Source organism: Salimicrobium flavidum, from assembly GCF_900156645.1.
In the GTDB taxonomy this organism is placed as follows: Bacteria; Bacillota; Bacilli; order Bacillales; family Halobacillaceae; genus Salimicrobium; species Salimicrobium flavidum.
Map to the genome: position 1 here is coordinate 49,663 of NZ_FTOC01000009.1, position 26,097 is coordinate 75,759.

Annotated in this window: 23 protein-coding genes and 1 riboswitch; of the genes, 7 read left to right on the forward strand and 16 right to left on the reverse strand. The window is 46.4% G+C overall.

What is annotated here, in order from left to right; all coding sequences use genetic code 11:
• Positions 1-10: 10 nt before the first annotated feature.
• Entirely contained in the window at positions 11-214 is a 204-nt protein-coding gene (locus tag BW944_RS11940; RefSeq protein ID WP_076559981.1) for a hypothetical protein, read from the reverse strand.
• Between the two features lie 375 nt (positions 215-589).
• Between BW944_RS11940 and BW944_RS11945 the strand changes: the two genes are divergently transcribed.
• Together BW944_RS11945 and BW944_RS11950 are read left to right on the forward strand one after the other, a co-directional pair.
• On the forward strand, positions 590-931 hold the full coding sequence (locus BW944_RS11945; RefSeq protein WP_076559983.1) for a P-II family nitrogen regulator: 342 nt from the start codon (positions 590-592) through the stop codon (positions 929-931).
• Positions 932-963: 32 nt separating this feature from the next.
• A complete protein-coding gene (locus BW944_RS11950) occupies positions 964-2,343 on the forward strand; it encodes an ammonium transporter (RefSeq protein WP_076559985.1) in 1,380 nt (459 codons plus the stop codon).
• A gap of 143 nt (positions 2,344-2,486) precedes the next feature.
• Here the strand turns inward: BW944_RS11950 and BW944_RS11955 are convergent, their stop codons facing one another.
• A complete protein-coding gene (locus BW944_RS11955; protein WP_076559987.1) occupies positions 2,487-3,107 on the reverse strand; it encodes a uracil-DNA glycosylase in 621 nt (206 codons plus the stop codon).
• A gap of 119 nt (positions 3,108-3,226) precedes the next feature.
• On the opposite strand from BW944_RS11955, the gene BW944_RS11960 reads away from it, so the two are divergent.
• Positions 3,227-5,329 (forward strand): MMPL family transporter, encoded by a 2,103-nt coding sequence (locus tag BW944_RS11960; protein ID WP_076559989.1) that lies wholly within the window; start codon positions 3,227-3,229, stop codon positions 5,327-5,329.
• A gap of 361 nt (positions 5,330-5,690) precedes the next feature.
• Here BW944_RS11960 and BW944_RS11965 read toward each other — a convergent pair whose 3' ends face one another.
• The 11 genes from BW944_RS11965 to BW944_RS12015 form a co-directional block, all read right to left on the reverse strand.
• On the reverse strand, positions 5,691-6,683 hold the full coding sequence (locus tag BW944_RS11965; protein WP_076559991.1) for a sodium:calcium antiporter: 993 nt from the start codon (positions 6,681-6,683) through the stop codon (positions 5,691-5,693).
• 16 nt (positions 6,684-6,699) lie between these two features.
• Entirely contained in the window at positions 6,700-8,184 is a 1,485-nt protein-coding gene (locus tag BW944_RS11970) for a phytoene desaturase family protein (RefSeq protein WP_076559993.1), read from the reverse strand.
• Between the two features lie 16 nt (positions 8,185-8,200).
• On the reverse strand, positions 8,201-8,734 hold the full coding sequence (locus BW944_RS11975) for a methyltransferase family protein (protein WP_076559995.1): 534 nt from the start codon (positions 8,732-8,734) through the stop codon (positions 8,201-8,203).
• Positions 8,735-9,095: 361 nt separating this feature from the next.
• Positions 9,096-9,314, reverse strand: a complete 219-nt coding sequence (locus tag BW944_RS11980; protein ID WP_076559997.1) for a hypothetical protein — start codon at positions 9,312-9,314, stop codon at positions 9,096-9,098.
• Positions 9,315-9,391: 77 nt separating this feature from the next.
• The gene (gene acsA, locus BW944_RS11985; RefSeq protein ID WP_076559999.1) at positions 9,392-11,071 is read right to left on the reverse strand and encodes an acetate--CoA ligase; all 1,680 of its coding nucleotides are present in this window, start codon (positions 11,069-11,071) and stop codon (positions 9,392-9,394) included.
• Between the two features lie 11 nt (positions 11,072-11,082).
• Positions 11,083-11,787, reverse strand: coding sequence for an ABC transporter ATP-binding protein (locus BW944_RS11990; RefSeq protein ID WP_076560001.1), 705 nt, complete (start codon positions 11,785-11,787; stop codon positions 11,083-11,085).
• Between the two features lie 11 nt (positions 11,788-11,798).
• Positions 11,799-12,632: an ABC transporter permease gene (locus BW944_RS11995; RefSeq protein ID WP_084193734.1), complete on the reverse strand. Its 834-nt coding sequence runs from the start codon at positions 12,630-12,632 to the stop codon at positions 11,799-11,801.
• 24 nt (positions 12,633-12,656) lie between these two features.
• On the reverse strand, positions 12,657-13,640 hold the full coding sequence (locus tag BW944_RS12000; RefSeq protein ID WP_084193735.1) for an aliphatic sulfonate ABC transporter substrate-binding protein: 984 nt from the start codon (positions 13,638-13,640) through the stop codon (positions 12,657-12,659).
• Positions 13,641-13,716: 76 nt separating this feature from the next.
• The gene (locus tag BW944_RS12005; protein WP_076560003.1) at positions 13,717-15,495 is read right to left on the reverse strand and encodes a PLP-dependent aspartate aminotransferase family protein; all 1,779 of its coding nucleotides are present in this window, start codon (positions 15,493-15,495) and stop codon (positions 13,717-13,719) included.
• Between the two features lie 110 nt (positions 15,496-15,605).
• Positions 15,606-15,716, reverse strand: a riboswitch (SAM riboswitch).
• Positions 15,717-15,792: 76 nt separating this feature from the next.
• A complete protein-coding gene (locus BW944_RS12010; RefSeq protein WP_076560005.1) occupies positions 15,793-16,935 on the reverse strand; it encodes a trans-sulfuration enzyme family protein in 1,143 nt (380 codons plus the stop codon).
• Between the two features lie 223 nt (positions 16,936-17,158).
• On the reverse strand, positions 17,159-19,258 hold the full coding sequence (locus BW944_RS12015; RefSeq protein ID WP_076560007.1) for a bifunctional diguanylate cyclase/phosphodiesterase: 2,100 nt from the start codon (positions 19,256-19,258) through the stop codon (positions 17,159-17,161).
• Positions 19,259-19,385: 127 nt separating this feature from the next.
• On the opposite strand from BW944_RS12015, the gene BW944_RS12020 reads away from it, so the two are divergent.
• Positions 19,386-20,816, forward strand: coding sequence for a hypothetical protein (locus BW944_RS12020; protein WP_076560009.1), 1,431 nt, complete (start codon positions 19,386-19,388; stop codon positions 20,814-20,816).
• Positions 20,817-20,899: 83 nt separating this feature from the next.
• On the forward strand, positions 20,900-21,469 hold the full coding sequence (locus BW944_RS12025) for an SCO family protein (protein WP_327291228.1): 570 nt from the start codon (positions 20,900-20,902) through the stop codon (positions 21,467-21,469).
• A 38-nt stretch (positions 21,470-21,507) separates the two neighbouring features.
• Here BW944_RS12025 and BW944_RS12030 read toward each other — a convergent pair whose 3' ends face one another.
• On the reverse strand, positions 21,508-22,404 hold the full coding sequence (locus BW944_RS12030; protein WP_084193740.1) for a DUF1002 domain-containing protein: 897 nt from the start codon (positions 22,402-22,404) through the stop codon (positions 21,508-21,510).
• Between the two features lie 105 nt (positions 22,405-22,509).
• Between BW944_RS12030 and BW944_RS12035 the strand changes: the two genes are divergently transcribed.
• Positions 22,510-22,926, forward strand: a complete 417-nt coding sequence (locus tag BW944_RS12035; RefSeq protein ID WP_076560013.1) for a DoxX family protein — start codon at positions 22,510-22,512, stop codon at positions 22,924-22,926.
• Positions 22,927-22,931: 5 nt separating this feature from the next.
• Entirely contained in the window at positions 22,932-23,456 is a 525-nt protein-coding gene (locus BW944_RS12040; protein WP_076560015.1) for a type 1 glutamine amidotransferase domain-containing protein, read from the forward strand.
• Here BW944_RS12040 and BW944_RS12045 read toward each other — a convergent pair.
• Positions 23,453-24,595: an acyl-CoA dehydrogenase family protein gene (locus tag BW944_RS12045; RefSeq protein WP_076560016.1), complete on the reverse strand. Its 1,143-nt coding sequence runs from the start codon at positions 24,593-24,595 to the stop codon at positions 23,453-23,455. The two genes, BW944_RS12040 and BW944_RS12045, sit on opposite strands and share 4 nt — an antisense overlap.
• Before the next feature lie 344 nt (positions 24,596-24,939).
• Entirely contained in the window at positions 24,940-26,088 is a 1,149-nt protein-coding gene (locus tag BW944_RS12050; RefSeq protein WP_076560017.1) for an AI-2E family transporter, read from the reverse strand.
• Between the last annotated feature and the right edge of the window lie 9 nt (positions 26,089-26,097).

Consider the following 26,097-nt stretch of genomic DNA (forward strand, 5'->3'; position numbering starts at 1 on the left):
AAATTGAAACTTATTCATCCCATCCCAAAAGTTCAGCAATAACGTCAGAGCTACCGGGAAACAATAATAATGATATCGACATTCCTACAAGGCCGATACCGATTATAAATAGAAAAATCACAATTTTAACTGAACGAGGCACATCCTTCTTAAGCGCTCCAATCACAATTAGTACAATTCCGATAGCAAGTAAAAACAAATAGTAAAATCCCATCAAGACACTCCCTATAATATTTTGTCTTTAAAGAATATATTCAGGTATTCGAACAAAGAAATAACCTTTATTCAGTAACGGCAGATAATCTTAGAGTATCTTATGTTTTGGAACTTGTAAATAATTTCCCTTTTCCGAGATATCACTCGTCTCAACCACCGCCTCGCTTATGATGAATAATCTCTAATACCTGAAACCAGTTCAGATAATGATTGAGATACTTCTTTGCAATTCCATTGAAGCGTTACATTGATCTTCGAAATTAATGTAAACTTCCCTAACATTACCTGTTGCTTTTTCAGAATATTTTGTGTATATTACTACTAATACATTACTTAATGTGTTAATTAAGTTAACATTAAAGGAGGGAACGTAGTGAAAAAAGTGGAAGCCATCATTCGTCCTGAAGCATTTCAGACACTACGGCACCAGTTGGATCAGATCGGCGTAAATGGCTTGACCGTCTCGGAAGTCGCCGTCTGCGGTCAGCAGAAAGGAAAAGAAGGTATATTCAGGGGCACGAGATATGAAATCAAGCTTTACCCGAAAGTCAAAGTCGAGATGATCGTCGATGATCACGAAATCGATCCCATCGTCGAAGTCATCATGGATACCTGCACTACGAACGAACCAGGGGACGGGAAAATATTCGTCTCCCCTGTAGAAGAAGTGTATCGGATCCGCACGGCAGAAAAAGGAAAAGCAGCACTTATTTAAACCAATACAAATAGGAAAGGTGATTACAACCGATGAAAAAAATTGTTCCGTTATCTTTGTTGGCACTGTTGGGGTTTCCGATGATAGCAAGCGCTCAGGCTGTATCTCCTGAAGCTGCCATCGCATCCATTGATATGATATGGGTCATGATCGCCGCCTTTTTAGTATTTTTCATGCATGCAGGATTCGCGATGGTCGAATCCGGATTTACCCGCTCCAAAAACGCGTTGAATATTCTCATGAAAAACTTCATGACCATTTCCATCGCTTCTGTCCTTTATTTCCTCGTCGGGTATGGTATTATGTTCGGTACTTCAGGAGGAGGATTCATCGGAACAGACGGCTTCATGCTCACCGGACATGAAGACCAGATCGGTTTCTTCGTTTTCCAGGCCGTCTTCGCAGCTACTTGTGCCACCATCATCTCAGGAGCAGTAGCTGAACGTATGAAACTCGGTGCCTATCTTCTACTTACACTGATGATGACAGGACTCATCTATCCGATTGTCGGTCACTGGGTATGGGGCGGAGGTTGGCTTGCGGAACTCGGTTTCGTCGACTTTGCCGGATCGACCGTCGTTCATATGACCGGGGCTGCAGGAGCTTTAGCTACTGTAATGTTTCTCGGACCGCGTCTCGGTAAATATACAGGGAAAACCGTCAATGTCATCCAGGGACACAATATCCCTCTTGGCGCACTCGGGGTGTTCATTTTGTGGTTCGGATGGTTCGGTTTCAATGGCGGAAGCACACTCGCAGCCGATCCGTCGCTTGTCCCATCGGTCATCGCTGCCACGCTTCTTTCCGCATCCGGCGGTGTCATCGCCTCTGCTTTCTATTCACAGATCAAATTCGGTCAGATTGATGCTTCCCTAACGTTGAACGGGGCTCTTGCAGGCCTTGTAGGTATCACGGCAGGGGCAGCCGACATTTCGGCGGTGGGAGCGATCGCTACTGGTCTTATCGCTGGTGTCATTCTCATTGAAGCTATCCAGTTGTTCGACCGCGTCTTCAAAATCGATGATCCTGTAGGAGCTATTGCTGTACACGGTATTTGTGGAGCGTGGGGAACGATTGCAGTGGGGCTTTTCGCTACAAACGGCGGCCTTTTCTACGGAGGCGGCGGAGAATTGTTATTCATTCAGACAGCGGGAATCGTTGCTGTAGCCGTATGGACGATGGCCGCCACCTCAATCAGTATCTTCGCAATTAAGCGGACGATCGGTATACGGGTATCGCGTCAGGAAGAAATCGCAGGTCTTGATTTTTATGAGCATGGGTCCTCCGCTTATGAATCTTCCGGGAGCATTTTCAACGAAAACACTCCCCAGACCGTGGACGCTGATTTCGGCGTCGGATTGTTGAATCGACTGAACACCATTGATAATCAACATAAAAAGACAGTCCATTAACTAAGGAAGCCCTCTTTGGAAATGTGTTCACTCCAAAGAGGGCTTTTGGCTTGGTCGGTTACTGTTCAATGTTGTTGTTTATTATCGTCGAGAAGGCAAAAATGTCCGTCTGGATCTTACACCAGAGTCTTCGGTATCTATCCTCATAAATAACTTTGTAACCGGTCGAGGGATTCATAAATGGACTCCCGAATAGACGGATTATAAAAGACAGCTGCCGGGTGATATAAAGGAATCACTGTATAACTGCGTTCCGTCTTAACGTAGGTGTCATTATCCTGGTCGTATCGAAGCAACGGTGTCTCCAGTTTTTCACCGATCACTTCAGAGATTTTTCCCTTCTCATCGATCAGTCGCTGATACGCTACACCACCTAACAGAAGGATCACCCTCGGATTCGCTTCTTCAATTTGCACATCCAGAAGTTCTGCATGGGCTTTCACTTCTTTTTTATTCGGCTTGCGATTAGCTTTACGCACCTCTTCGCCCCCGGATTTCTTTTCCCATTTATAAGGGCGACTCCTTACGACACTGGTAATGTATACATCATCTCTTGTCCAACCGAGATAGGAGAGCTGTTTATCCAGTTCTTTACCGGCTCTCCCTGTAAAAGGTTCCCCGTCATATACTTCATTTTCTCCCGGGGCTTCCCCGATCATCATAATCTCCGCCGGCACCGGCCCTTTCCCTAGTACAAATCCTTCTGTATCAAATGGTTCTATATTTTGTTCGGCTCTTTTGATTACATCTTCCGGCAATTTCATTTTCTTCACCTCCCTTTTCTTTACCCGGATTTTTCCTTGTGTAACTCTTAACGTTTTCCTTCCTTTAGAGAAATGGGTACAATGAATATAGTAATGAACAGGAAAAAGGAGCCACTTTTATGGAAAAAATCGCACAGGGTATTGTAAAACTGCGAATTTGGCTACTGACCTTATGGCTGATAGCCTTCGTGATATTAGGGTATTTCGCTTTGGATCTCCCCTCCCTTCTTGAAGGAGACGGATTCCGCACCGAGGGAGAGTACGAACAGGTGCAGGAGATTTTGACAGATGATTTCGACCGGCCCGAATCTACCATTCTGGTATTATTCGAATCGGCGGACGATGAGAAGATTGAAGAAACACTCACAGAAATCGAGAACTTGAATATCGCCGCTTCCATCCAGTCGCCTCTGGATGCAGAAGAGCTGTATAAGGAAGAGACGGCCTATGCCGCTATTCAATTTGATGAAGAAAGCACCGAACTCACTGAGGAAATTCAAGACATACGTTCGATCACCGAAGACACTTCCGGCGTGACACTGACAGGCGAACCTGTCATATCAGAAGATATCAATAAAGCGAGTCAGGAAGATCTGAAAAACGCGGAGCTTATCGGGCTTCCCTTTGCATTGCTGATTCTTCTCGTGGCCTTCGGTACCCTGACAGCATCGCTGTTGCCCCTTGTCATCGGAGGATTCACGGTAATAGCGGGCTTCGGGTTTCTTGCGCTCGCCGGAGACAGCATTTCCCTGTCTGTATTCATATTGAACATCGCCCCGATGATCGGACTGGCGCTGAGTATCGATTTCGCATTGCTGTTCATCAACCGGTACCGGGAAGAGTTGGCTAAGCAGGCCATTGATGATGCGCTCGTCACAACCATCCGGACAGCCGGACGATCGATTATTTTCTCGGCGGTCTGCGTGTTCATCGGACTGGGTGCCATGAGCATCATTGATGTTGATATCTTTCTAAATATTGCTCTCGGCGGCACCGTGGTCATCACCCTGGCTGTATTGACTTCTCTCACCCTGCTTCCGGCACTGCTGAGATTACTGGGGCCGCGTATAAATAAATTCCGCGTACTTCCGGCCCAGAAAGATACAGTCCCGCGGTGGAGAGCTTTTGCTAAAGGTATTATGAAACGTCCGGTCATGACAGCTCTTGTCTCATTCGTCATTCTGCTTATCGGAGTCATTCCGGTCTCAAATATGAATGTGTCTATCCCTACGATCGATGCGCTTCCTGAAAGTTACGAATCGAGAAGCGCTTACGAAACCATCGAAGAAACGTTCATGAACGACACGGATAGTACGGTTTATGTAGTCGCTGAAAATGAAACGGACTGGCTGAGTGAAGAAGGGCTCGAAGCTATGAAAGATAAAATAGATGAACTCTCCGGCCCGGATATCGTGGATAGCATAGACTCTCTCTACTCTGCTGCGGATGTTGAAACCCCGGAAGAGTTGAATGCCGCTCTACAGAACCCGCAGACACGCGAAGCTCTGGAACCGGCGATCGATCAATTCATAGCCGGCGATCGTCTTCTTTTACCCTTGAACCTGACAGTAGCTGATAATTCAGGAGAAGCACAAAATCTTGTCAGGGATTTAAAAGAAGAACAGGAAGCGCTCATAGGCGGATTACCCGCTTTCAACCAGGAGATATATGATGAAATCTTCGACAAACTGCCTATGGTATTGACGATCATCATCGTATCTACGTTCTTCATCCTGATGATTGCGTTCCGTTCTATACTGATTCCGATCAAAGCTATCCTGATGAACATTCTGGGACTGGCTTCTACATTCGGCATTCTCGTATGGCTGTTCCAGGGAGGACATTTCGGTTTGAATGAAGCGGACATCGCTTTGATTCTACCGGTGATTGTATTCAGCCTCGTATTCGGATTGAGTATGGACTACGAAGTTTTTCTCATCTCCCGTATGAGAGAATTTTACCTTGAAACGAAAGATAATCATTATTCTACAATCGAAGGTGTAGCCAATACGAGTAAAATCATCACGTCCGCCGCACTGATCATGATTGTGATTACAGGAGCCTTCGCTTTCACCGGCGTCGTTCCTGTTAAGCAGATAGGTATAGGTATCGCCATAGCGATTTTCATCGATGCTACCATCATCCGTCTTCTGCTTGTTCCGAGTCTTATGAAACTGTTCGGTCACTGGAACTGGTGGTTCCCATTCAGCAAGAAGAAATGATTTTACAAAAACTTGGAACAACACACATAACAAAGAGCCTGGGCCAAAACTAAATAGTACAAAACAAAAACCGAACGATAGTGTTCGGTTTTTGTTTTGTATGCTGTTTATAAAAGGATTAAAAAGAACAACACATCGCTTTCCGCGGGCACGGCTTCAAGCCGACCCATAATCAAGAAAATCGCTTGATCATGGGGATCTTCAGCACGTGCTGTTCCCGCAGGAGTCTCTGTGTTGTTCTTCATAAAAGGATAGGCATCGTCTCGAATGTTCGGTTATTGATTGCTGTTATTCGTTTTGTCCCAAACTCTTTGTTATGCCTTATTTAATCTTAGTACCTGCACTTTTTCACTCGCACTTTCTATTTCATCTGAAACGAAACGAACGAAACAGCGAAATAAAGGACAACAATCAATATAGAAGGAATCACATACGTAAACTGATATTTCGGGCTTTTTCTTGAGATACTGATCAGGAACAGCAGGACGAAAACAATCGAAGCAATCGCAATAATTATATTGACCTGACTGGACTCGCTGAAGAGATTTCCTCGGAAATACATCACATCCGTGATAGCCAGAATTAGAATATTGAACGCATTACTTCCGATAAGTGAACTGATTGCCAAATTGTAGTTCCTCATCTTGAGGGCTGTTCCGACACTCGAGGCATCAGGCAAGGAAGTGCTGATAGCCACGAGGAAAGCTCCTATAAAAGAAGAACCGAGCCCTGTGATTTGGGCGATTTCCTCTGCAGTGACCGTCAATATACTCCCCATAATCATAATGGCTACAGCCAGACTGATAAAACGCGTCAACACTTGTTTACGAGTATATTCCCGGTATCTTTCCTGCTTTCTTTCATTCTTCACTTTACGCCCTTTGTATTCCGTACGTTTATTGATCAGCTGCGCCCCGATAACATATAGCAGAACCAGGGCGAAGGTAGAGTAACTGATATGAAGAAAAGGAGTCGGTAGTGGAAAGGATACCGCAACAATCACGATGATCGTAAGAAAAATGACCAGATAAGCATAGAGTTTACTTTCCACTGTTGTTTGCGTCATAATCTGATGCTTCCGATAGATCAGATCGAACACCGCCAGACCCAGAAGATTGAAAAGGTTACTGCCTATCAGATTACCGACAGCAAGTCCCGGGGTGTCAATGATGACTGCCGTCACGCTTGATGTAAGTTCCGGCAAGGAAATAGCTATGCCGATTACGGCTCCTACCACGGTAGATGTCGCTTTAGTTTTTTCCTTTACTGCATCGCCGAACACAGCAAGGTTGGAAGCGATGAAAAAGGTGGCGATCGCAGAAACAAAAAAACCAAGAAATATCAGCACTGCCATAAACATAGACTCCTAACTATTGTTGTTTGCTTTTAATCAGATCAGCTGTCAGCTGACCGGACAGTGTCACCATAGGTACTCCGCCTCCGGGGTGCGTAGAACCTCCGGCAAAATAAAGATTATCGTACAAAGCACTTTGCGCAGGGACTTTGAAACCGCCGTTCGACTTCTTGTCCGCGACAATACCGTAAATCGAACCACCATTTGCCCCATATAGAGACTCAAGGTCTTCCGGAGCGAACTGGTATTCGAAATCGATCGAATCTTCCAGGTCTTCGAGACCCATACGCTCCAATTTTTTGATAATCGTTTTTCTGTATGCTTCCCAGTCCCAATCTTTACGCTTCTTATTCTCGAGCGGTGGCACGTGGGTAAGGACAAACAGGTTATCCTTCCCTTCAGGCGCCTGGGAAGGATCTGACTTCGAAGATACTCCGATGTATACCGTCGGGTCCTCTGCAGGTTTCCCTTTATCGAAAATCTCTTTGAACTCCTGCTCAGGATCTTCGGAGAAAAAGAAATTGTGATGCTCCAATTGGTCATACTTTTTGTTCGTTCCTAATAATAATACTAGTCCGGAGACTGTCGGTTCAAACTTTTTCTCAAGTCTCTTCGCTTCTTTTTTACCTTTTTTCGATCCATCGATAAAGCGATACGTAGGAATAGCTTCTGCATTGGAAACGACGACATCCGCTTCTATCATTCCTCTCGCTGTCTCTACACCGGTCACTTTGTTCCCATCTGTCACCAATTTCGACACAGGAGTTTCAAGATGGACATCCACTTTCAGTTCTTCCATCAGTTTTCCCATCGCTTCTGCAATTTTGTACATACCACCCTGGATATAATGGATACCGAGACCGAGCTGCACGTATGCCAACTGGTTCAAAATCGCAGGAGAAGAATAAGGGTTCGAACCGACGTACATCATCATATAATTGAACATTTGCTCTAAATGTTTATTGTTAAGATGTTCATGGGTCGATTTCGCGACCGTCTTCATGGGATCCATTTCCATCAGTTCTTTGAACGAATGGTGCTTTTTCAGATCACTCAAGTCAGCAAGGCTGTATTTGTAGAAACTCTTCATGCATAATTCATACATATCCTGACTGTAAGAAAGGAAATTAGTCAACGAACTGTTCGGGCGATCTGTAACTTTGGACATTTCCTTAAGCATCGATGGTAAATCACTCGTAAGGTCCAGCTGTTTCCCATCTTCAAAAAACGTCCTCCACTGAGGCTCGACTCTTTCTATTTTTATGTAATCATGAATATCCCTGTGGACACTTTCAAAAAGCTGCTCGAGTACCCAGGGCATCGTTAGAATAGAAGGACCTGTATCGAAAGTGAACCCTTGTCCGGATCTCTGATTCAATTTTCCACCGATATTCTCGTTCTTTTCGAGAAGTGTAACGTCATATCCGTCCGCTTTCAGTCTTATTGCTGCCGACATCCCGCCAAGACCCGCTCCTACCACTACTGCTCTTTGATTTACCATTACATAACACCTCCGTTTAATAGATAAAAGGAATAAGACGATATCTTTTGCTGCACCACCGTACATATTTTTTCCCATGAAGCGAAATGAGCATCGATTCTTCCAGGTGAATCCTGTATAAAAGACTTCCTCCGACTGCAAGCCCTCCGGTCACAACTCCGACAAGGCTTCCGTTGCTGAGGGCGAAACCGGTAACAATGCTTAAAAGACCGGTGTACAAAGGATGACGCAAAACCCGATAGGGGCCTGTACTAACGAGACGATCTCCTTCACGAACGCTCACATTCCTGGTGAACTGTTCTTTAAGGTGGATGATGCCCCATAGACGCAAACCCACACCCGCACCATAAAAAATAATCCCAGCCCACCTTACAGCAGGTGACGTCACCGTCCAGGGGTCAATAGCCAGAATAAAAATGACAGATACAAGCATTGCCACAAAAACATACCGGAATGATACTTTTTCTGTTTTTTCAGAAGCGGGTGATGAAAAAAAGATGAATTCCACTGCCCAAAGAAGTGAAATTATACCAAACAGCATTTCAATCATACGTCACGCTCCTGACTTGTACCGGTTTTCTACCCCTTTCCCTAAAGCCGAAAACCACAAACCTTTCCTTTGCAACGATAACTTCTCGTACGTATAGTCAGAGGAAAGGAGGACGTCCGCCCATGACATTGCTCTACTCACTAGGTATCATTCTGACTATACTAGCTACCTACTATATCATTTTCAAAAAATTGACCAGAACCAGTTATATTATCTTTTCTGCCATTATCTTTTTTTATTTTCTGCTCCTGATTCTCAGTCCATGGCTTCTATTTTAGAACATAAGCCCGAACAATCAGACGGGACTGACTCGAGATCATAGTCCGGAATCATAAGAAAAACGAGCCGACATCCGGCTCGCTTAACGATTCCGGGAACGATTGATCGCTTCCCGAATATGATATAATTCTGCAAACATCGCTGCAGCAAACACAACCACCATAGTTAGCAGTACAGAAATAATAAATATGGATCCATCAAGGCCGAACCCGAGTACTCCCGAGAAACCGATTAAAGATCCGATTATAAGACCGATCGAAGCGAATATGACTATCTTCTGAAACGTGATCGAATAAAGCATGACCTCACCCCATTTATAGACTGGACTTCAGTTATTGCTTTCCCCTAAATTCTCCTTCGCAAACCATATGCTTCTTTTCACCCAGGGGTGCTATCACGTTCTTTCAGTTTCCTTCTTAAAATCTTCCCGCTTATCTGAGTCTTCGGTAGCTCATCTAGGACCTCGATTTCTCTGGGAGCTGCATGAGCAGCAAGCCCCCGTTTTACAAACGATCGCAACTCTTCCAACAGATAGGCACTCTCTTCATACGTATTGTTCAGTGTGATGAACGCTTTCACGATTTCTCCGCGGATCTCATCCGGTTTTCCGACGACACCCGCTTCCTGAACCGCTCCATGCTCGAGCAGTTTACTTTCCACTTCGAACGGTCCGATCCTTTCTCCCGAAGAGTTGATCATATCATCACTCCTCCCCTGAAAGAATATATACCCGTCCTCATCCATCGTCGCCAGGTCTCCGGCTAAATACCATTCCTTTCCGTATGGAAAATAGGAGCGGTATTTTTCTTCGTTTTTCCAAACTTCTTTCATCAGAGCCGGCCAGTCAGCACGGATCGCCAGGTGTCCAAGCTCTCCCGTTGCCACTTCCTTCCCTTCTTCATCCAGGACCGCCGCCTGCACTCCCGGAATCGGCCGGCCCATGGACCCTGGTTTGATGTCCCGGGTAGGTAAATTGGCAATAAGCTGCGCTCCGGTTTCTGTCATCCACCATGTATCATGGATACGAAGACCGAACACTTCAAACGCCCAGTGGATCACTTCCGGGTTCAGCGGCTCACCGACACTCAAAATGTGACGGAGTGAGGAGAGGTCGTAACGTTTACGAGTATTCTCTCCCGCGGCCTTCAACATACGAAAAGCCGTCGGTGCACTGTACCATACCGAAACTTTTGCTTTTTCCATCACTTCGTACCACGCTTCTGCAGAGAAACGTCCTCCATGAATGACTGTGGTGACACCGTTCAAAAGAGGAGCGAACACCCCGTAGACCGTTCCCGTCACCCAGCCAGGATGGGCCGTGCACCAATAGACGTCCGTCTCTTTCAAATCCAGCACCCATCTCCCGGTCTGGTATTGCTGGATCATGACACGGTGGGCGTGGATGATTCCCTTCGGTTTTCCAGTAGAACCACTCGTGTAGTGGATATTCACTCCATCATCCAGGTCGACCCATTCCGTTTCGCTTTCTGTGCTTTCTTCTTCCGCTTCTGAGGTGATTGATATGTATCCATCTACATGCTTATCTGTGACAAACACCGTCTTCAGACTAGGCAATTCTTTCTCCGGCACCCGTTCCAGGAATTCTTCCGATGTAATCAGATATTCCCCGTCACAGTCATATATCCGGTCTTTCACCGCTTCTTCCATGAAGGCCTCGAACAACGGCCCCACCGCTGCTCCGATTTTCACCGCCGCAAGCATGGCAATGTGGCAATACGGATGTTTCGGGAGAAAGATGAAAACGAAGTCCCCTTTTTGCACTCCGCGCTTCCTGAGTACGTTCGCCCAGGCGTTCACTTCGCTCTGAAGCTCTCTATACGTCCACGTTTCTTCCTTGGCGTCACTGATATACCAGAGAGCCGTTTTCTCTCCTTTCCCATCATTTACATGTCTATCTACACATTCATACGTCATGTTCACTTTGCCCGTTTCATACCAGGTGAACTCCGGATGGACCCGCTCCCAGCGAAACGGTTCTCCTTCATGCCATTCCTTTTCTACATTATATGTCCCGTGTAAGGGTGGCAAAATAGACATGGTTTCACCTCCTAATCATTCGTAAAATCAAGTTCTTTCAATATTTCTTCTTTCATGTCTGCAAGATCCCGGTCTCCGCGGTGGCGCGGTTTCGGTTTATCGACCACCAGCTCCGATTCCACTTCTCCCGGCTGGCCACGCATGATAAGAATGCGGTCACACAAATACAAGGCCTCATCTATATCATGCGTAACCAGAATACTCGTGGAGGGCTTCGTCTCCCATATCGATAAAAGCAGCTCCTGTAACTGCAGCTTCGTGAAAGCATCGAGCGCGCTGAAAGGCTCATCCAGCATCAGCAGATCCGGATTATGAAGCAGAGACCTGGCTATTGCCACACGTTGAGCCATACCTCCGGAGAGGTCTTTCGGAAAATGGTTTTCAAAGCCGCCGAGACCGACAATATCGATCAGTTCAGATGCCTCTTTCTTTTTGGAACCATCATCTCCGAACAGGACATTCTCAAATACTGTAAGCCACGGCATTAAGCGTGGTTCCTGAAACATCATTCCAATGGAAGGGTTCTTTTTCTTTGAATGGATCCGTCCCTCATACCCCTCATCAAGCCCGGAGAGAACACGCAGAAATGTGCTTTTCCCACAACCACTCGTTCCCAGCACTCCGATGACTTCCCCTTTTGTAAGTTGGAGATTCACATGCTGAAACCCCGCTTTCTTTTCGTCGAACCAGCGTGATACTTTTTCCACTGCGAGCATAAGCTCCCTCCTTACACTGAATTATCCAGGCGATCCTGCCATTGGAGTGATTTTCTTTCTATTCGCTTCAATATTTCATCTGTCGCTTTCCCGAATACGGCGAACAACAATATACTTCCTATCACAAGTTCCGGGGAAGATGTATTCTGACCGAAGACCATCAAATAGCCAAGTCCCTGACTCGTCCCGAGCAGCTCGGCCGCTACGACGAACATCCATCCCAGACTGAGCCCGCTTCTGATACCTGTGAGAAAGGAAGGAGCCGCTGCCGGAAAGACGATTTTCCTCACCTGCTTCCACGTAGAGAAACCGTACATTCTCCCTACTTCAATCAGTTTTCTGTCTACTCCTTGAATTCCTGAAGTAAGGTTCAGATAGACAGGGAAGAAAACTCCGACTGCTACCAGGGTGATTTTGGAGGCTTCCCCGATTCCGATCCAAAGGATAAACAAGGGAACCCACGCCAGGGAGGGGATGGCCCTCAGAGCCTGAAGCGTAGGATCGAGAAGTTTCTCCATCCATTTACTGCTTCCGGTCAGAACACCGAGAATAGCCGCTGCCGCTGTACCGATAACAAATCCGGCAAGCACTCGATAGAGAGTGATACCTATATGTCCCCATAATTCCCCTTCCCGTCCCATCGTTACCATTTCTTCTACGACAACCGTCGGAGCGGGAAGTAAATGAGAGGCGACCCAACCGTTACGGGAAGCTGTTTCCCAAATAATTATAAGCACTACCGGAAGTAAAAGCCCCGCCCACCAGTCCGTAAAAGGGAGCGATTTCTTTTTGCTTTTCTTTTTTTTTGATGCCGGCAACGTTGCGGTATTCGTTCGTATCGTCATACTGTCTCCTCCCTGTCGATTCTTTTATTCGATCACTTCTTCCGCAAAGGACGGATTAATCATTTCTTCTGTCAAAGCGTCAATATCAGCTTCCTGATCAATCACTTCCACATCCTGAAGAACGTCTCCGGCAGCGGTAATCGTGTCGATCACGTCCTGGTTCGGCACAGCATTGCTGAAGTCGTTCCGTTCTAGACTCTGTTTCGCCACTTCCAGATCCAACTCTGCTTCTGCAGCAAGAATCTCTGCTGTTTCTTCAGGATTATCAATAGCGAATTGACGGGCTTTTTCATAGGCTTCAATGACTTTCTTCACGACATCTGGATTATTTTCTGCAAACTCGGTACGTGTGTTCAACGTTCCGTAGGTATTAAGGTCAGCATCACGGTAGAAAAGGTTCGCACCGGATTCAAGCTCCTCTCGAGCCATATGAGGATCAAGTCCTGCCCAGGCATCCACATCACCGTTACTGAGAGCAGATGCTCCGTCCGGATGTTGCAGGTTTACCAGCTCAATATCGTCTGTGGACATGTCGTGTTTTTTCAGGGCGCGTTCTAGGAATATGTATGGATCCGTTCCGAGAGTCGCAGCCACTTTTTTGCCTCTCAGGTCTTCCACTGAATCTATTCCTGAATCCTTGCCGGATACGAGCGCGGTCCACTCCGGCTTAGAGTACAGGTAGACTGTTTCAACCGGTGCTCCGTTCGCTTTGGACATCAATGCTGCCGCTCCGGCTGAAGAACTGAAATCCACACTCGAGGAGTTCAGAAATTCAAGTGCTTTGTTGCTGCCCTGGCTTAGTACGTACTCTACTTCCACCTCTTCACCGAAAACTTCTTCCACGAAGCCTTTTTCCTTCAATACCAGACTCGTCGGGGAATAATAAGCATAATCAAGCGTGATTTTTTCCGGCGTCCCTGAAGCACCATCCGCATCTGAAGAACAACCAGCCACTAAAATCCCTAGTAAAATTATCGTTATAGTCAATATTAAATTTTTAATATTCATATGCCCAGCTCCTTTTTCTTATCCTATAATTTTCAGAAGACGGCTTGATGCCGCCTTCTGATATAAAAATCTTCATTTAAATTTCACAAGCGTACGTATCAATCGTTCCTCTCAAACGTTGAGCTTCCTTATAAGTGCAACGGTTGTGAACTACTTCGAGCCCTGCTTCATTGGCGATTCTCGCTGCTTCCGGAGCAATGACTCCTTCCTGGAGCCAGAACACATCCGGTTTCACCTCGCCTGCTTCTTCAGCGATACCGATAGCCGCCTGCGGGCTTCGGAACACTTGAACGACCTCCACCTTGAACGGTATGGATTTCAAATCAGGGTAGGCTGTCTCTCCGAGAACCTCGTTTTCTCCCGGGTTGACCGGTACAATCTGATAACCGAGACGCTGCATTTTCCTCGCCAGACGATGACTCGGACGCGAAGGTTTTCCGCTTAAACCTACGACTGCCAGACGCTTCGTACGTTTCTCCCCGTCCTCGGTTATTTCTGCTGATTTCAAGGCCCAGCTGATAACCCCTTCGTCGTTTTCCGTCAGTGTTTTGGCAGCCGCTTCATTCCCCGTCGCTTTTTCAATCGCGCGATCGAGATCGTTGATCAGATCTTTCACTGATTCCAGACCTACGGACAGACGGATCAACTCTTCGGTTACACCGCTCGAAGACAAGTCCTCCGCAGACAGTTGCTGGTGTGTGGTGGAAGCCGGGTGGATAATCAGAGACTTGGCGTCTCCCACGTTCGCTACGTGAGACCACAGGGAAATATTATTGATCAGACTGCTGCCCGCTTCTCTACCGCCTTTGATACCGAAGTTCACGATAGCGCCGTATCCACCTTCTAAATACTTATTGGCAAGTTCATGGGCCGGGTGGTCCGGGAGCCCCGGATAAGATACCCACTCTACATCCGGGTGTCCTTGAAGATATTCGGCTACCTCCAGAGAATTATCCGCATGACGCTCCACGCGCAGAGACAATGTCTCCAACCCTTGAGTCAGAAGAAACGCATTCTGCGGACTGAGACATGCCCCGAAGTCACGCAGTAACTGGACACGGAATTTCGTAGCGAAAGCTAGAGTCCCGAAATCTTTTGCATAGACAATGCCGTTATAGCTGTCGTCAGGTTCAGTGAACCCAGGGAACTTCCCGTTCGTCCAGTCGAAACGTCCTCCATCGACAGCTACCCCGCCAATCGCTGTTCCGTGCCCGCCGATCCATTTCGTCGCGGAATGGACAACAATATCAGCACCCCACTGAATCGGTTTACACTGAGCCGGGGTGGCAAATGTATTATCGATGATAAGTGGGACGCCATTACCATGTGCTACTTCCGCCACTTTCTCGATATCCAGTACGTGGAGACTCGGATTCCCGATCGTTTCAGCAAACACCGCTTTTGTTTTTTCAGTGATCGCCTTTTTGAAATTTTCCGGATCCTCAGGATCGACGAATTTTACATTGATGCCGTAACGCGGCAAAGTGTTAGCGAATAAATTATACGTACCGCCGTACAGATTGCTGGCCGCGACTACTTCGTCTCCTGCTCCAGCCACGTTCAAAATCGAATAGGAGATAGCGGCCATGCCGGATGCTGTGGCTACAGAAGCTACCCCGTCCTCGAGAAGAGCCATACGTTTTTCGAAAACGTCGACCGTCGGGTTCCCGATTCTTGAATAGATGTTTCCGGGCTCATCCAGTGCGAACAAGCTTTGTGCATGATCGGTATCGTGAAAAACGTAAGATGTCGTCTGGTAAATCGGTACAGCTCTTGATCCTGTTGTCGGGTCGGGAGATTGTCCGCCGTGGAGAGCTATTGTATCCAGATCGTAACCTTCGAATTGTTGAGACATAAATAATTCCTCCTAATGTGTATGTGTCAGGAGGTTCTGAGAGAAGAAGAGCCAATCAAAAAAACCTCTTCGATAAGAAGAGGTTTACGGGTAAACGTATATAGGTCCTCCCCTTATCTCTCAGACCTCCTGGATCTGTAGGAATTGGCACCTTTTCAAACTGATGTTTGAAGGTTGCCGGGCTTCGCAGGGCCTAGTCCCTCAGCCGCTCTTGATAAGAGTTGCTATTCAATTAGTGGTTTGAATGAAATTATATATGACAATCGGTCGCTAAGTCAATAATTTTTTGAATATTCCCTATTTAGAAGCTTCAATCGCCTGTTCAAGCTGAGCGATGATATCTTCAGAGCTTTCGATTCCCACAGAGATCCGAACGACGTGATCATCGATTCCGAACCGTTCTTTATCTTCTGAAGTGAGTGTACGATGAGAAGTACGGGATGGCACAGATACAGTCGTTTCGACTCCCGCAAGACTCGGAACGATTTTAATCCATCCGAGCGCCCGGTAAAAGGTGTTCATATCCACCGACTCATTCAACGCCACAGTCACAATCGCCCCGTTACCCTCAGAGGAAACACCTTTCGGGTAATAGACCTTCTGGACATCAGCATGTTTCTGCATCGCTTCAGCAAGCGCTTTGGCGTTCTTCGATTGTTTGTCCATCCGGATTCCAAGTGTCTTCGTTCCGCGGTAAGTCAACCACGCTTCGAAGGGGCTCAAATTGGAACCGAGAGAAACGATTTTTTTACGAGCTTTCTCTACGAGGGAGTGTTCCCCGACAAGAACTCCAGCCGTTGCATCACTGTGGCCTCCGAGATACTTCGTCGCACTGTGGACGACGAGGTCCGCTCCATTATGTAATGGACGCAAAAGATACGGCGTAGCAAATGTATTATCGATCATAACTTTCAATTCATTTTTTTCGGCCACTTCCTTCAGACCATTCAAATCTTCCACACGAAGAAAAGGGTTCGTCACTGATTCTGAGTATAGAAGCTTCGTATTCGTCCGGATTTCTCCCTTGACGCTTTCGAGGTCATGGAAAGACGTGAGCGTCACTTCGATTCCGAGAGCAGGAAGTTCATGAGCGAGCAGATTGTGCGTCCCTCCATATACATCTTCCGCAGCTACAATGTGATCCCCCGGCTTCACCACAGAAAGAATCCCCGCAAAAATCGCAGCCATTCCGGAAGCAGCAGCAACTCCAGCCTCTCCTTCCTCAAGCAAAGCGACCCCTTCCGCTAATTCTTCAGGATTCGGGTTCCGTTCTCTGGAGTAAAGGTAAGAGGTCTCCCCCTCATAATATTTCTCCAGGTCGTCGAGGTCTTTGAATGTAAAAGCCGAAGTCTGATATATCGGAGTAGCTTTACTATTCAGAGCAGCACTCTGGTCCGCTTTATGGTGTACAACTTTTGTGAAAAATGATGATTGCTTCATGATTGAATCTCCTCCGCTTATCGTTTCGTATCAGTATATCTACTCAAACAGCGGGTGTAAAGAAAAGCGGAATCATTCGTTTAGAAGCTCTAAGATAAGTGGACGCACCTGGCTTCGGGCGCCCTTTCCCGAAACAGGGGTGGGCGCTTATATTACGAGCTTCTGAATGAGGCAGCTGGACAAAGAAAAGCGGAAACTTCCGTTTAGAAGACTACCCCTCGCTTCAATAAACGACCACACCCACAGGAGGAGCAGGCTTACTATAATAAAAGCCCTGATACAAGTGACACCCGGTCTGTTTCAAATACTCAAGCTGCTCCTTCGACTCCACTCCTTCAGCAATAACCTTCATCCCGAGATTCTCGGCCATCGCAATAATCGCCCGTACAATAGCTCCGTCCTGTTCTGTCTTCCCTATATTCCATACAAATGATTTATCAATTTTAATCGTATCTACCGGGAGTTTGCTCAAGTAATTGAGAGAGGAGTACCCCGTCCCGAAATCATCCAGGTGAACTTCAACACCACGCTTTCGTAACGAATCCAGAACTTTGACACTTCCTTTGAAATCCTCAAGCACCATAGACTCTGTAATTTCTATCACCAGATGCTTAGGGGTTAATCCCGCTTCCTCGACAGCCATCAGTATTTTGTCATCCAGATATCTGTCCTTGAATTGCTGAGCGGATAAATTAACAGATACTTTCAATTCATGTCGACCATAAAATTCCTGCCATTCTTTCAATTGTCGACAGGATTCTTTCAGTACCCATTCCCCCATCGGAATGATAAACCCGCTGTTTTCCGCTATCTCAATGAATTTATCAGGAGTAAGAAGTCCGTATTCAGGATGACTCCACCTCAAAAGCGCTTCATACCCGATCACTGTCGAATCGTTCTCGCACACTTGAGGCTGATAAAAAAGTACAAACTCTTCGTTTTCAAGCGCATAGTAAAGCGCCTGTTTAATCTGAAGTTCTTCCTTTACAGCTATCCCCAGGTGGCGATGGTAAATTTCGTACCGGTTCTTACCTTTGTATTTCGCTTTATTCAAGGCTGCATCTGCGTGAGAAATCAGATTTTTGGCCGCCTCCCCCCCTCCGGAGAATGCGATCCCGACACTGAGTGTTCCGAAGTACTCATTCCCTCCGATAACGAAAGGGTACCTCATGGAATCGATCAATTGTTCCGCACGACGCACGATTTCTCCTTCGCTGTATTCCCCGCGGATCATCATAGCAAATTCATCACTACTCATACGTGAAATGACGCTATCTAGCTCAGAGAACTCCTCAAGCAGGTGCCTCGCGAGCTTCCTCAACAGTTCGTCACCCACGTCGTGCCCCCAGGAATCGTTCACCATTTTGAAATTATCGATATCCATCACCATCAGTATAACCTGATCATGGTGACGCTCCATCTCAAGATCCAAAAGTTCCCCGAAATATTCGCGCTTTACCAGTCCGGTCAATGGGTCATATCTGGAAACTGCCTGAAGCTCAAGCTCCGCATTTCTTTTCGTCAATTCAGTGGAAATTCTGTCTGCGAACACACGAAAGATGGCCCGTTCCATTTCCCCTTCTGTTTTCTTCTCCTCAGACATCACTGCAAGGATACCGATCACTTCACTATTCGAATTATAAAGAGGGCTTCCAAAATAACTTTCAACGTTCATAGAGTGCAATGTCTGGTCGTCCGGATATTTTTCTTTTGCATCCGACGGCACAAAACATTCCCCTGTATCCGCTGCTTCAGCACAAGGAGTCCCTGTCAGGCTGTAACTGATATTAGGAACGATCTCCCCTTTGTGGACCATTGCCACCGTATCGACGTAGCGTTGCTCTTCACCGGTGATTGTTCCAATCAACACCCCATCTGCTTCCAGTAATTTTGCAAGGTAGCGGACGGAGAAATCATAGAAGGACTGCCCGCCGTTTTCCCGGAATGCCTCTCCGATTTCAATGATTGCCTGTTTCAGTTTGTCCGCTTCTGTAATAGCGTCCAGAAACGTGAGCGAGTGTCCCGCGTATCCGACCGCCTCCCCCTGGGCATCGGAAATCAGAGAAGCGATATCTTCAAACGTTTTATTCTCCGCATCCATAAAGTGATATTTAAGAGAAAAGGATGGCTCCTCCTTGTCTCGGAGCATCAGGAATTGTTCACGATACTTATATGGAATCTCCATCAAAAATTCATCAAGGGTGTACACTTCCGCCTTCAGTGAACTATGTTCCCGGTAAGGAGGATTCACATATATAACGTCACTTTCCCTGTCGTAGAACCAGGTTGGTACTACGAGTTGTTCCAACAGTTCCCTAGCCATACTGTCCAAATTTTCCACCTACTTTTTCTCTCTTAGACATGTTACTATAATTATCGGATTGATTATTTATTCCTCAAGCTTTTCACCAAATATTCCTTTTGACTTTAAATAATAAGGTGGATTTTCTATGTCGAAGAAACAACTTCTCCTATTCGGAGTGGCTATCGTTCTTTTTCTCATCGCCTCGCAATTTATACTTAAGGATCAGGAGCCGACCCTCACCCACGAAGACACCGAAGCACCCTCCTCCCCGCCACCTGAAGACCTTCCACCTCAATGGGAAAATGTCGAAAACGAACAAGCGATCACTTCCTTTTACGAAGAGGAAATTCCGTTTCTGCAAAAAGCGCGCGAACAGAATCTTACAGTGGAACATAACCAGGAAGTCGATTTTTCCGAGGAACGGGAAGGAAACATGACGATTCTGGAAACGTGGTACAACAAAGAACAGATACATATCTTGTACAAGTTGGACATCGAAGCTGTGGATCTGGAACAACCCCAAACACCTAGACTGATAGAAAACGGATTTGTGGAAGATCTCGAAGGAGACATGAGAGATCAGGAACTTTATGCTTACAATCAAGCGGGACCCGTAGCACTTTATGACGGTGAGATTTATACATACACTTCTGTTTCTGCAATATCGGAAGAAAGGAATATCGAGACTCCTGACGGGCTTACCCACACGCGTATGGATAGCGTTGAACGATTTGAACAAACCGTTCTGGCTTCTTTTCATTTACATCTCGGGGACGGTACATGGAAGACAAATGACACTCCCCTGTTTCTCTCCTATAATCCGGAAGCCTACAACACCCAAACATACACTTTCAAGGAAGCGGGGTATCTTGAAAAGGGAGAGGTTCGATATAAACCGCTTCGTGTAGAAAACGATCTCAGGGGTTCACGTCTATACATGCATATCGAGTCTTCTCGACCCTTGTCCAACAGAATCGATGCCACCCTTGACACCAGGCAAGAAATGAATCCTTCTTTCCTAAGACTTTCTAAAACCGACGAGAAACACGTATATATGACGAGAGGCGTCCCTCTCGAAGACGCTTCTTCCATAAACTTCACTATGAACGAGCTGTACGTAAAGTCGGAAGAACAGGTAAGCTTTGAAGTGGATACACGTGATTTTGACGAACACGTCTCCACCAACAACCAAACGAGCACCATAGACCTGGAGAAATCTCTCGGAACATACAACGGAACGGAGATAACACTTACGAAGAAAACGTATGAATACCCGAGGAATCTGACCTGGGAACTCACGACAAACCCTGAAAATAGCGAGCGCTCCCATCTGTCTCCTCACCCGTATCTTCCGCTCCAGGGAGAAAACGAATATGCGGCCTCACGCCCCCAGGGTGTGGAAATAGAAGGAGTTCCGGAATATGCGACACGCGACACGTTTTTCAGTTCATCCGAAGATAAATTGATTATTCACGGCAATCAGTTCAATCTCGCCGAGCATATGCCTGTCACGTTCACCCTTCAGAACCTGACGGATGCGATCACCTTTAATGCGGAAAGTTCGGCAAGGCGGTAAAAATTCTTATTTTGTTCATTGAGATGACGGGTTGCAACAGGTACACTGAGTAAAGAAATGACACGGAAAGGAGTCTACCCTACTTGAAAAAGTTAATGATCGGTATATTTTTCACACTGTTTCTTGCCGCCTGCGGCCAGCAGGAACTAGAAGACCCTGTCAACTGGGAAACAGGAAGCTTTGAAGCAACTACCCAGGACGAGGAATCATGGAGCATGGAGGAGATGGAAGGAAAGGTGTGGATCGCGGATTTCGTATTCACTTCCTGTAACACCGTCTGCCCACCTATGACGAGAAACATGGCACAGCTCCAGAGTAAGATGAAGGAAGAAGGCATCGACGTGGAATTCGTATCCTTCAGCGTCGATCCCGGGGTCGATAATCCCGCAACATTAAAAACATTCGCTGAAAAACAAGGTGCAGATTTTTCCAACTGGAACTTTCTCACCGGCTACGATCAGGAAACGATCGAAACATTCGCCGAAGAGAGCTTTCATATTATAGTCGACAAGCCCGAGGGAGAAGAGCAGGTGATGCACGGTACACAGTTCTTCCTTGTAGATGAAGAAGGTACAGTAAAACAATATTACAGCGGCGACAAAGACGTTCCGTATGAGCAGATCATCGAAGATACAAAAATAGTCCAAAATTAAAAAGAGAAGCGCCTGTGGAGCGCTTCTCTTTTACTCTATTAATTCAAAACGGAATCGATGAAGGTACGTAAGGAACGGAAAAAGTCCTGAATCGTTGTACGTACATTATTCCAGAACCCTTCATCATTGATCAGATCCTGAAAACCGCTCGCTAGTTCATCCAGCTGATTCTGGACTTCGTCAAAATTGATGTTCAGATTCCTCATCTGATCGAATAGATTGACGAGTCTCTCCCTATCCTCAGGGCTAAGTTCAATCTGTAGCGAGTCCAGCTGCTCCTGGACGATCTGCTCCACCTCTTCGCGACTTACCGGGTTTTGCTCAGCGATCGCCTTTTTGATTTCCGTAAGCAGACTGCTCACTTCATCCTGGCTCACCCCTTCTTCTTCACCGATAGAAGTGGCTACGTCCAATTCTTCACTCGCCACCTGCATCCTGTCTCTATCCAGGGTGGCACCTTTGGCATCATAGGCTTTGTAGATACCGGTAAGTGCCGAATGCCCGCTCACCGCAACGGAAGAAGCTACGGACACTTCCGCATTTTCCACACCAGCCGTAATCAGTGCATTCTCATACATTTCCTTCGTCACTTCCGTAATATTATCAGGGCTTACGATATCTACATTCAAACCACCACTATCCTGATGGAGGATCTTCACGGAAGAATACATGTTAGAATTAGGATTGCCTCCGATGTAATTGGCGATATCCTGTCCTGTAACCGTAAACTCATCTATTTCATTATGCTGACTTACTTCAAGCAGTTCACTGACATCTGATTTTTGCGTATCAGATAAAGCATCACCATAGACGACAATGGGCAATCCGAGCTTCTCATCAATACTGTTCGAGTTCGATGCCTGCACAGCCGTTGCCATGGAAAGAACGAAAACAAGAACGATACCCGGGATCAACCAACTCTTCAGAGATTTCATCATTTACATTCCCCTTACAAAAATATTAGTCTATCTATGCTTAATTATACCTGAAATAAGTGAATAGTGACATTACAATCCTCTAACGAAAGAAGGTCCTGAACCATGATATTGAAAACGATCGGATTATATTTATTCGCGGGGGCCCTGTTTTTTGCAGGCATCCTCCATTTCATTTACGACAGTGGGTTTGCAGCAATGATTCCTGAATTTCTTCCGTTCCGCTACGAGCTTGTTTATATAACTGGTATTACGGAGTGGCTCCTCTCCCTGCTGCTCATTTTTCCACATACGCGGAAAGCGGCCGGAATCGCCACAGCTGTCTTCCTGGTTGCCGTTTTGCCTGCCAACATCTACGCTGCCATCATGCAGATTCCTGCGCCGTGGACAGAGGAAACGAGCCTTACCGCTCTCTGGATCCGTCCTCTCTTCCAGCCGCTTCTTATATGGTGGGTCCTCGTGGTGACAAAAGATTCTCCGTGGCGACGAACCTATGATACACTGGATAAAAAGGAGGTATAGCTTATATGCGCCTGAGTGATAAAAAAGTGATCGCTTTTGTAAGCGATGACTTCGAAGATCTCGAACTATGGTACCCGGTTCTCCGTCTGCAAGAAGAAGGTGCGACCGTGCACATTGCGGGAAAAGAAAAAAATCATACGTACAGCGGAAAATACGGCGTGCCGGTGACTTCCGATGTAAGTTTTGAAGATATCAGTCCTGCCGACTACGACGGAGTGCTCGTGCCCGGAGGCTGGTCCCCCGACAAGCTGCGCCGATACGAAGCAGTGCTCGACATCGTCCGTCATATGGAAGCGAACCAAAAACCGATCGGACAAATTTGTCATGCCGGGTGGGTTCTTATCTCCGCTGATATTTTGAAAGGTCGCAAGGTGACAAGTACACCGGGCATCAAGGATGACATGAAAAATGCCGGAGCTGAATGGGTCGATGAAGCTGTCGTCACAGACAATCACCTCGTCTCTTCCCGTCGCCCACCGGATTTATCACCTTATGCCAAAGCATTTGCTGATAAGCTGGCCGAAGGTTAAACCTTTTTGGCCAGCATAGTTATCACAGCATCATCCATCGGAGGGTTATGCAGGCCGGCCCGAACATCACGGTAGTATTTTTCAAACGGCTGTTGCCTGGACAGCCCACGCCCGCCACTGATACGCATCGCAAGATCCACCACTTCCTGCGCTGTATTGGTAACTGCCAGCTTCACTGCTCCAAGTTCTTCCTGCCATTCGTCTCTTCGCTCCGGGTATTCATCCCATTTTCTCGCCGTGTTATACAGAAAACTGTGAGCCTGCAATAGCTTCCATTCCATCGTACCGATTTTATCCTGAATATGAGGGACTTCACTGATCGGTGTGTCCAGACTGTTCGGCTGAAAGTTTTTTGCGAATTGAACCGCCTCATTACGGGCCGCCACAGCGATACCGAGATAACAGGCGGGGATGTGCAACAGCCAACCCTTCGGTCCTGCGGGCTTAGACGTTTTCGTTTCGACAAGAGAAGAACTATCGACTTCAACATCTTTCATGAGTAGATCATCACTTTCCGTTCCTCTCATCCCGAGAGTATCCCACGTCTTTTCAACAGAAACTCCAGGTGTATCTTTCTCAACAAGGAACCACCCCACCGTATCCAGATCTTCTACATAAGTAGAAACGATATAATAGTCGAGATGATCAGCGAGGGATGCGAATGTTTTCCTGCCGTTGATGATATAGCCATCACCTTTTCGTCTGGCTATCGTTTCCGGCATCCCTCCGCGTGTAGGGCTCCCTGTCGCCGGCTCCGACGCAAGGCGGTTCAACACTTTCTGCTTCCTGCCAACTTCATCCATAATATGGCGGAGCGTCGCTTCTTCCCACGGGCGCTCATCCTTCAGTTCCATCATCACACCCACGTGCCAGCCGATGGAGAGCGCCACAGCCCCGTCCCCTTTTGCGATCTCTTCCTGCATCAGTAAAAATTCGTATAAAGAAAGTTCTTCCCCTCCGAATTCTGGAAATAAAGGTAGGGAAGGATATTTCTCTTCCTTGATCTTCTTCAGTACTTCATCCGAAAATGAAGCTTCTTCATCTGCTTTTCCCGCATGCAACGCAGCCGTCTCGTTAATTCTAGCCGCCTTCTCCACCAGACGTGTCTGCCTTTCAGTAAATATCCATTTATTAAGCATGATGCTTCCTCCTCTATCAACTTTCATTAAGGCTACCCTGAAAATAAATACTCAGGGTAGCCTTCATTAAAAACCGGCCGTAAAAGGATTTTAAATGTACAAGAAAGGCGCTCGTAATGAGCGCCTTATTTTCCCTCTGAGAGTTTATAAACTTTTTCCACTTCTACACCGATGTTACGCAAATCATGAATCAATTCATCAAGCTTTTTCATTGTTCTGCTTCACCTCATCTACAAAAGTATAACCATAACCTCTCTATATTTTCATACGGACAGCAAGTCGAAACGTTTCATTTTTAAGCTATATTCCCTTTTCTACTTCCTTATTTTTTAACCCTGTTCAAGTCAAATATCGTATTGATCCGATTCTTTTGCAAATTTGTTATAGCGACGCTGGAACCAGTGGAAAAGATGGGACACAACCACTTTCAATATAGCGTAGCCCGGGATAGCCAGAATGATTCCGATAACTCCGAATAGATGACCCGCTGTCAGTAACACAAAAATGATGGTCACAGGATGGACGTGAAGTCGTTTTCCCATAATCTGCGGAGAAATGAATTTCCCTTCCAGCAACTGCACAACCGTCCATACCAGGATAAGTTTCAAAAACATGAACGGAGAAGTGACGAGAGATATGATAAGGGCAGGGATGATCGCTATCGTCGGTCCGAGATAAGGGACGACGCTGGTCACACTGGCAATACCGGCAAGAACGATGGGAAAATCGATCCCTATGATAAGAAAACCGATGTAGAGCATCGCTCCGATACAAAAACTGACGATGACCTGTCCTTGAATGTAAGCTCCGAGCTGGTGGTCGATATCTTTGAACATCTCACTCAACTCAGGACGGGTACGAGGCGGAAAAATACGTAAAATAGCGCCGGGAAGCTTATGATCATCCTTCAATAGATAGAACAGGATGAACGGCAAAGTAACAATCGCAATCACTATAGTGGTGACCGTAGATATTAGACTTGTAATACCCGAGAGCGCGTCCCCGATATACGAACTCAGATCCTGGGGGAGATCATTGAGCGCTCCTGAGAAGTTTTCGAAAAGGTCGTTATAATAGGCGGAAAAGATCGAGTTTTTCAGCCACTGATCCAACCCTTCTGCCATTTGCATCAAATATATCGGCAATTCTTCAATCATATTCATGAACTGCTGTTCAAAAAATGGAATGACCAGAAATACGAGCAGTGTAATCAGCCCAGCTACGATTATCGTAGTAATCAAGATACCCCAAATACGCTTAATACCTATTCTCTCGAGTAATACAATTACCGGGCGAAGTAGATAATAGACGACAGAAGCCAGGATAATCGGTAAAGCGACCGTTTCTATAAATACGAATAACGGATCGAATATAAAAGACACATTGGAATATACAACGATATTCAACCCTATGATCAAAAGAACGCCTAATATGTACAAAAGACTGCGTCCTCCGAAAAAACGGACCATGCGACCTCTATCCCATTCCTCCATCACGGCACC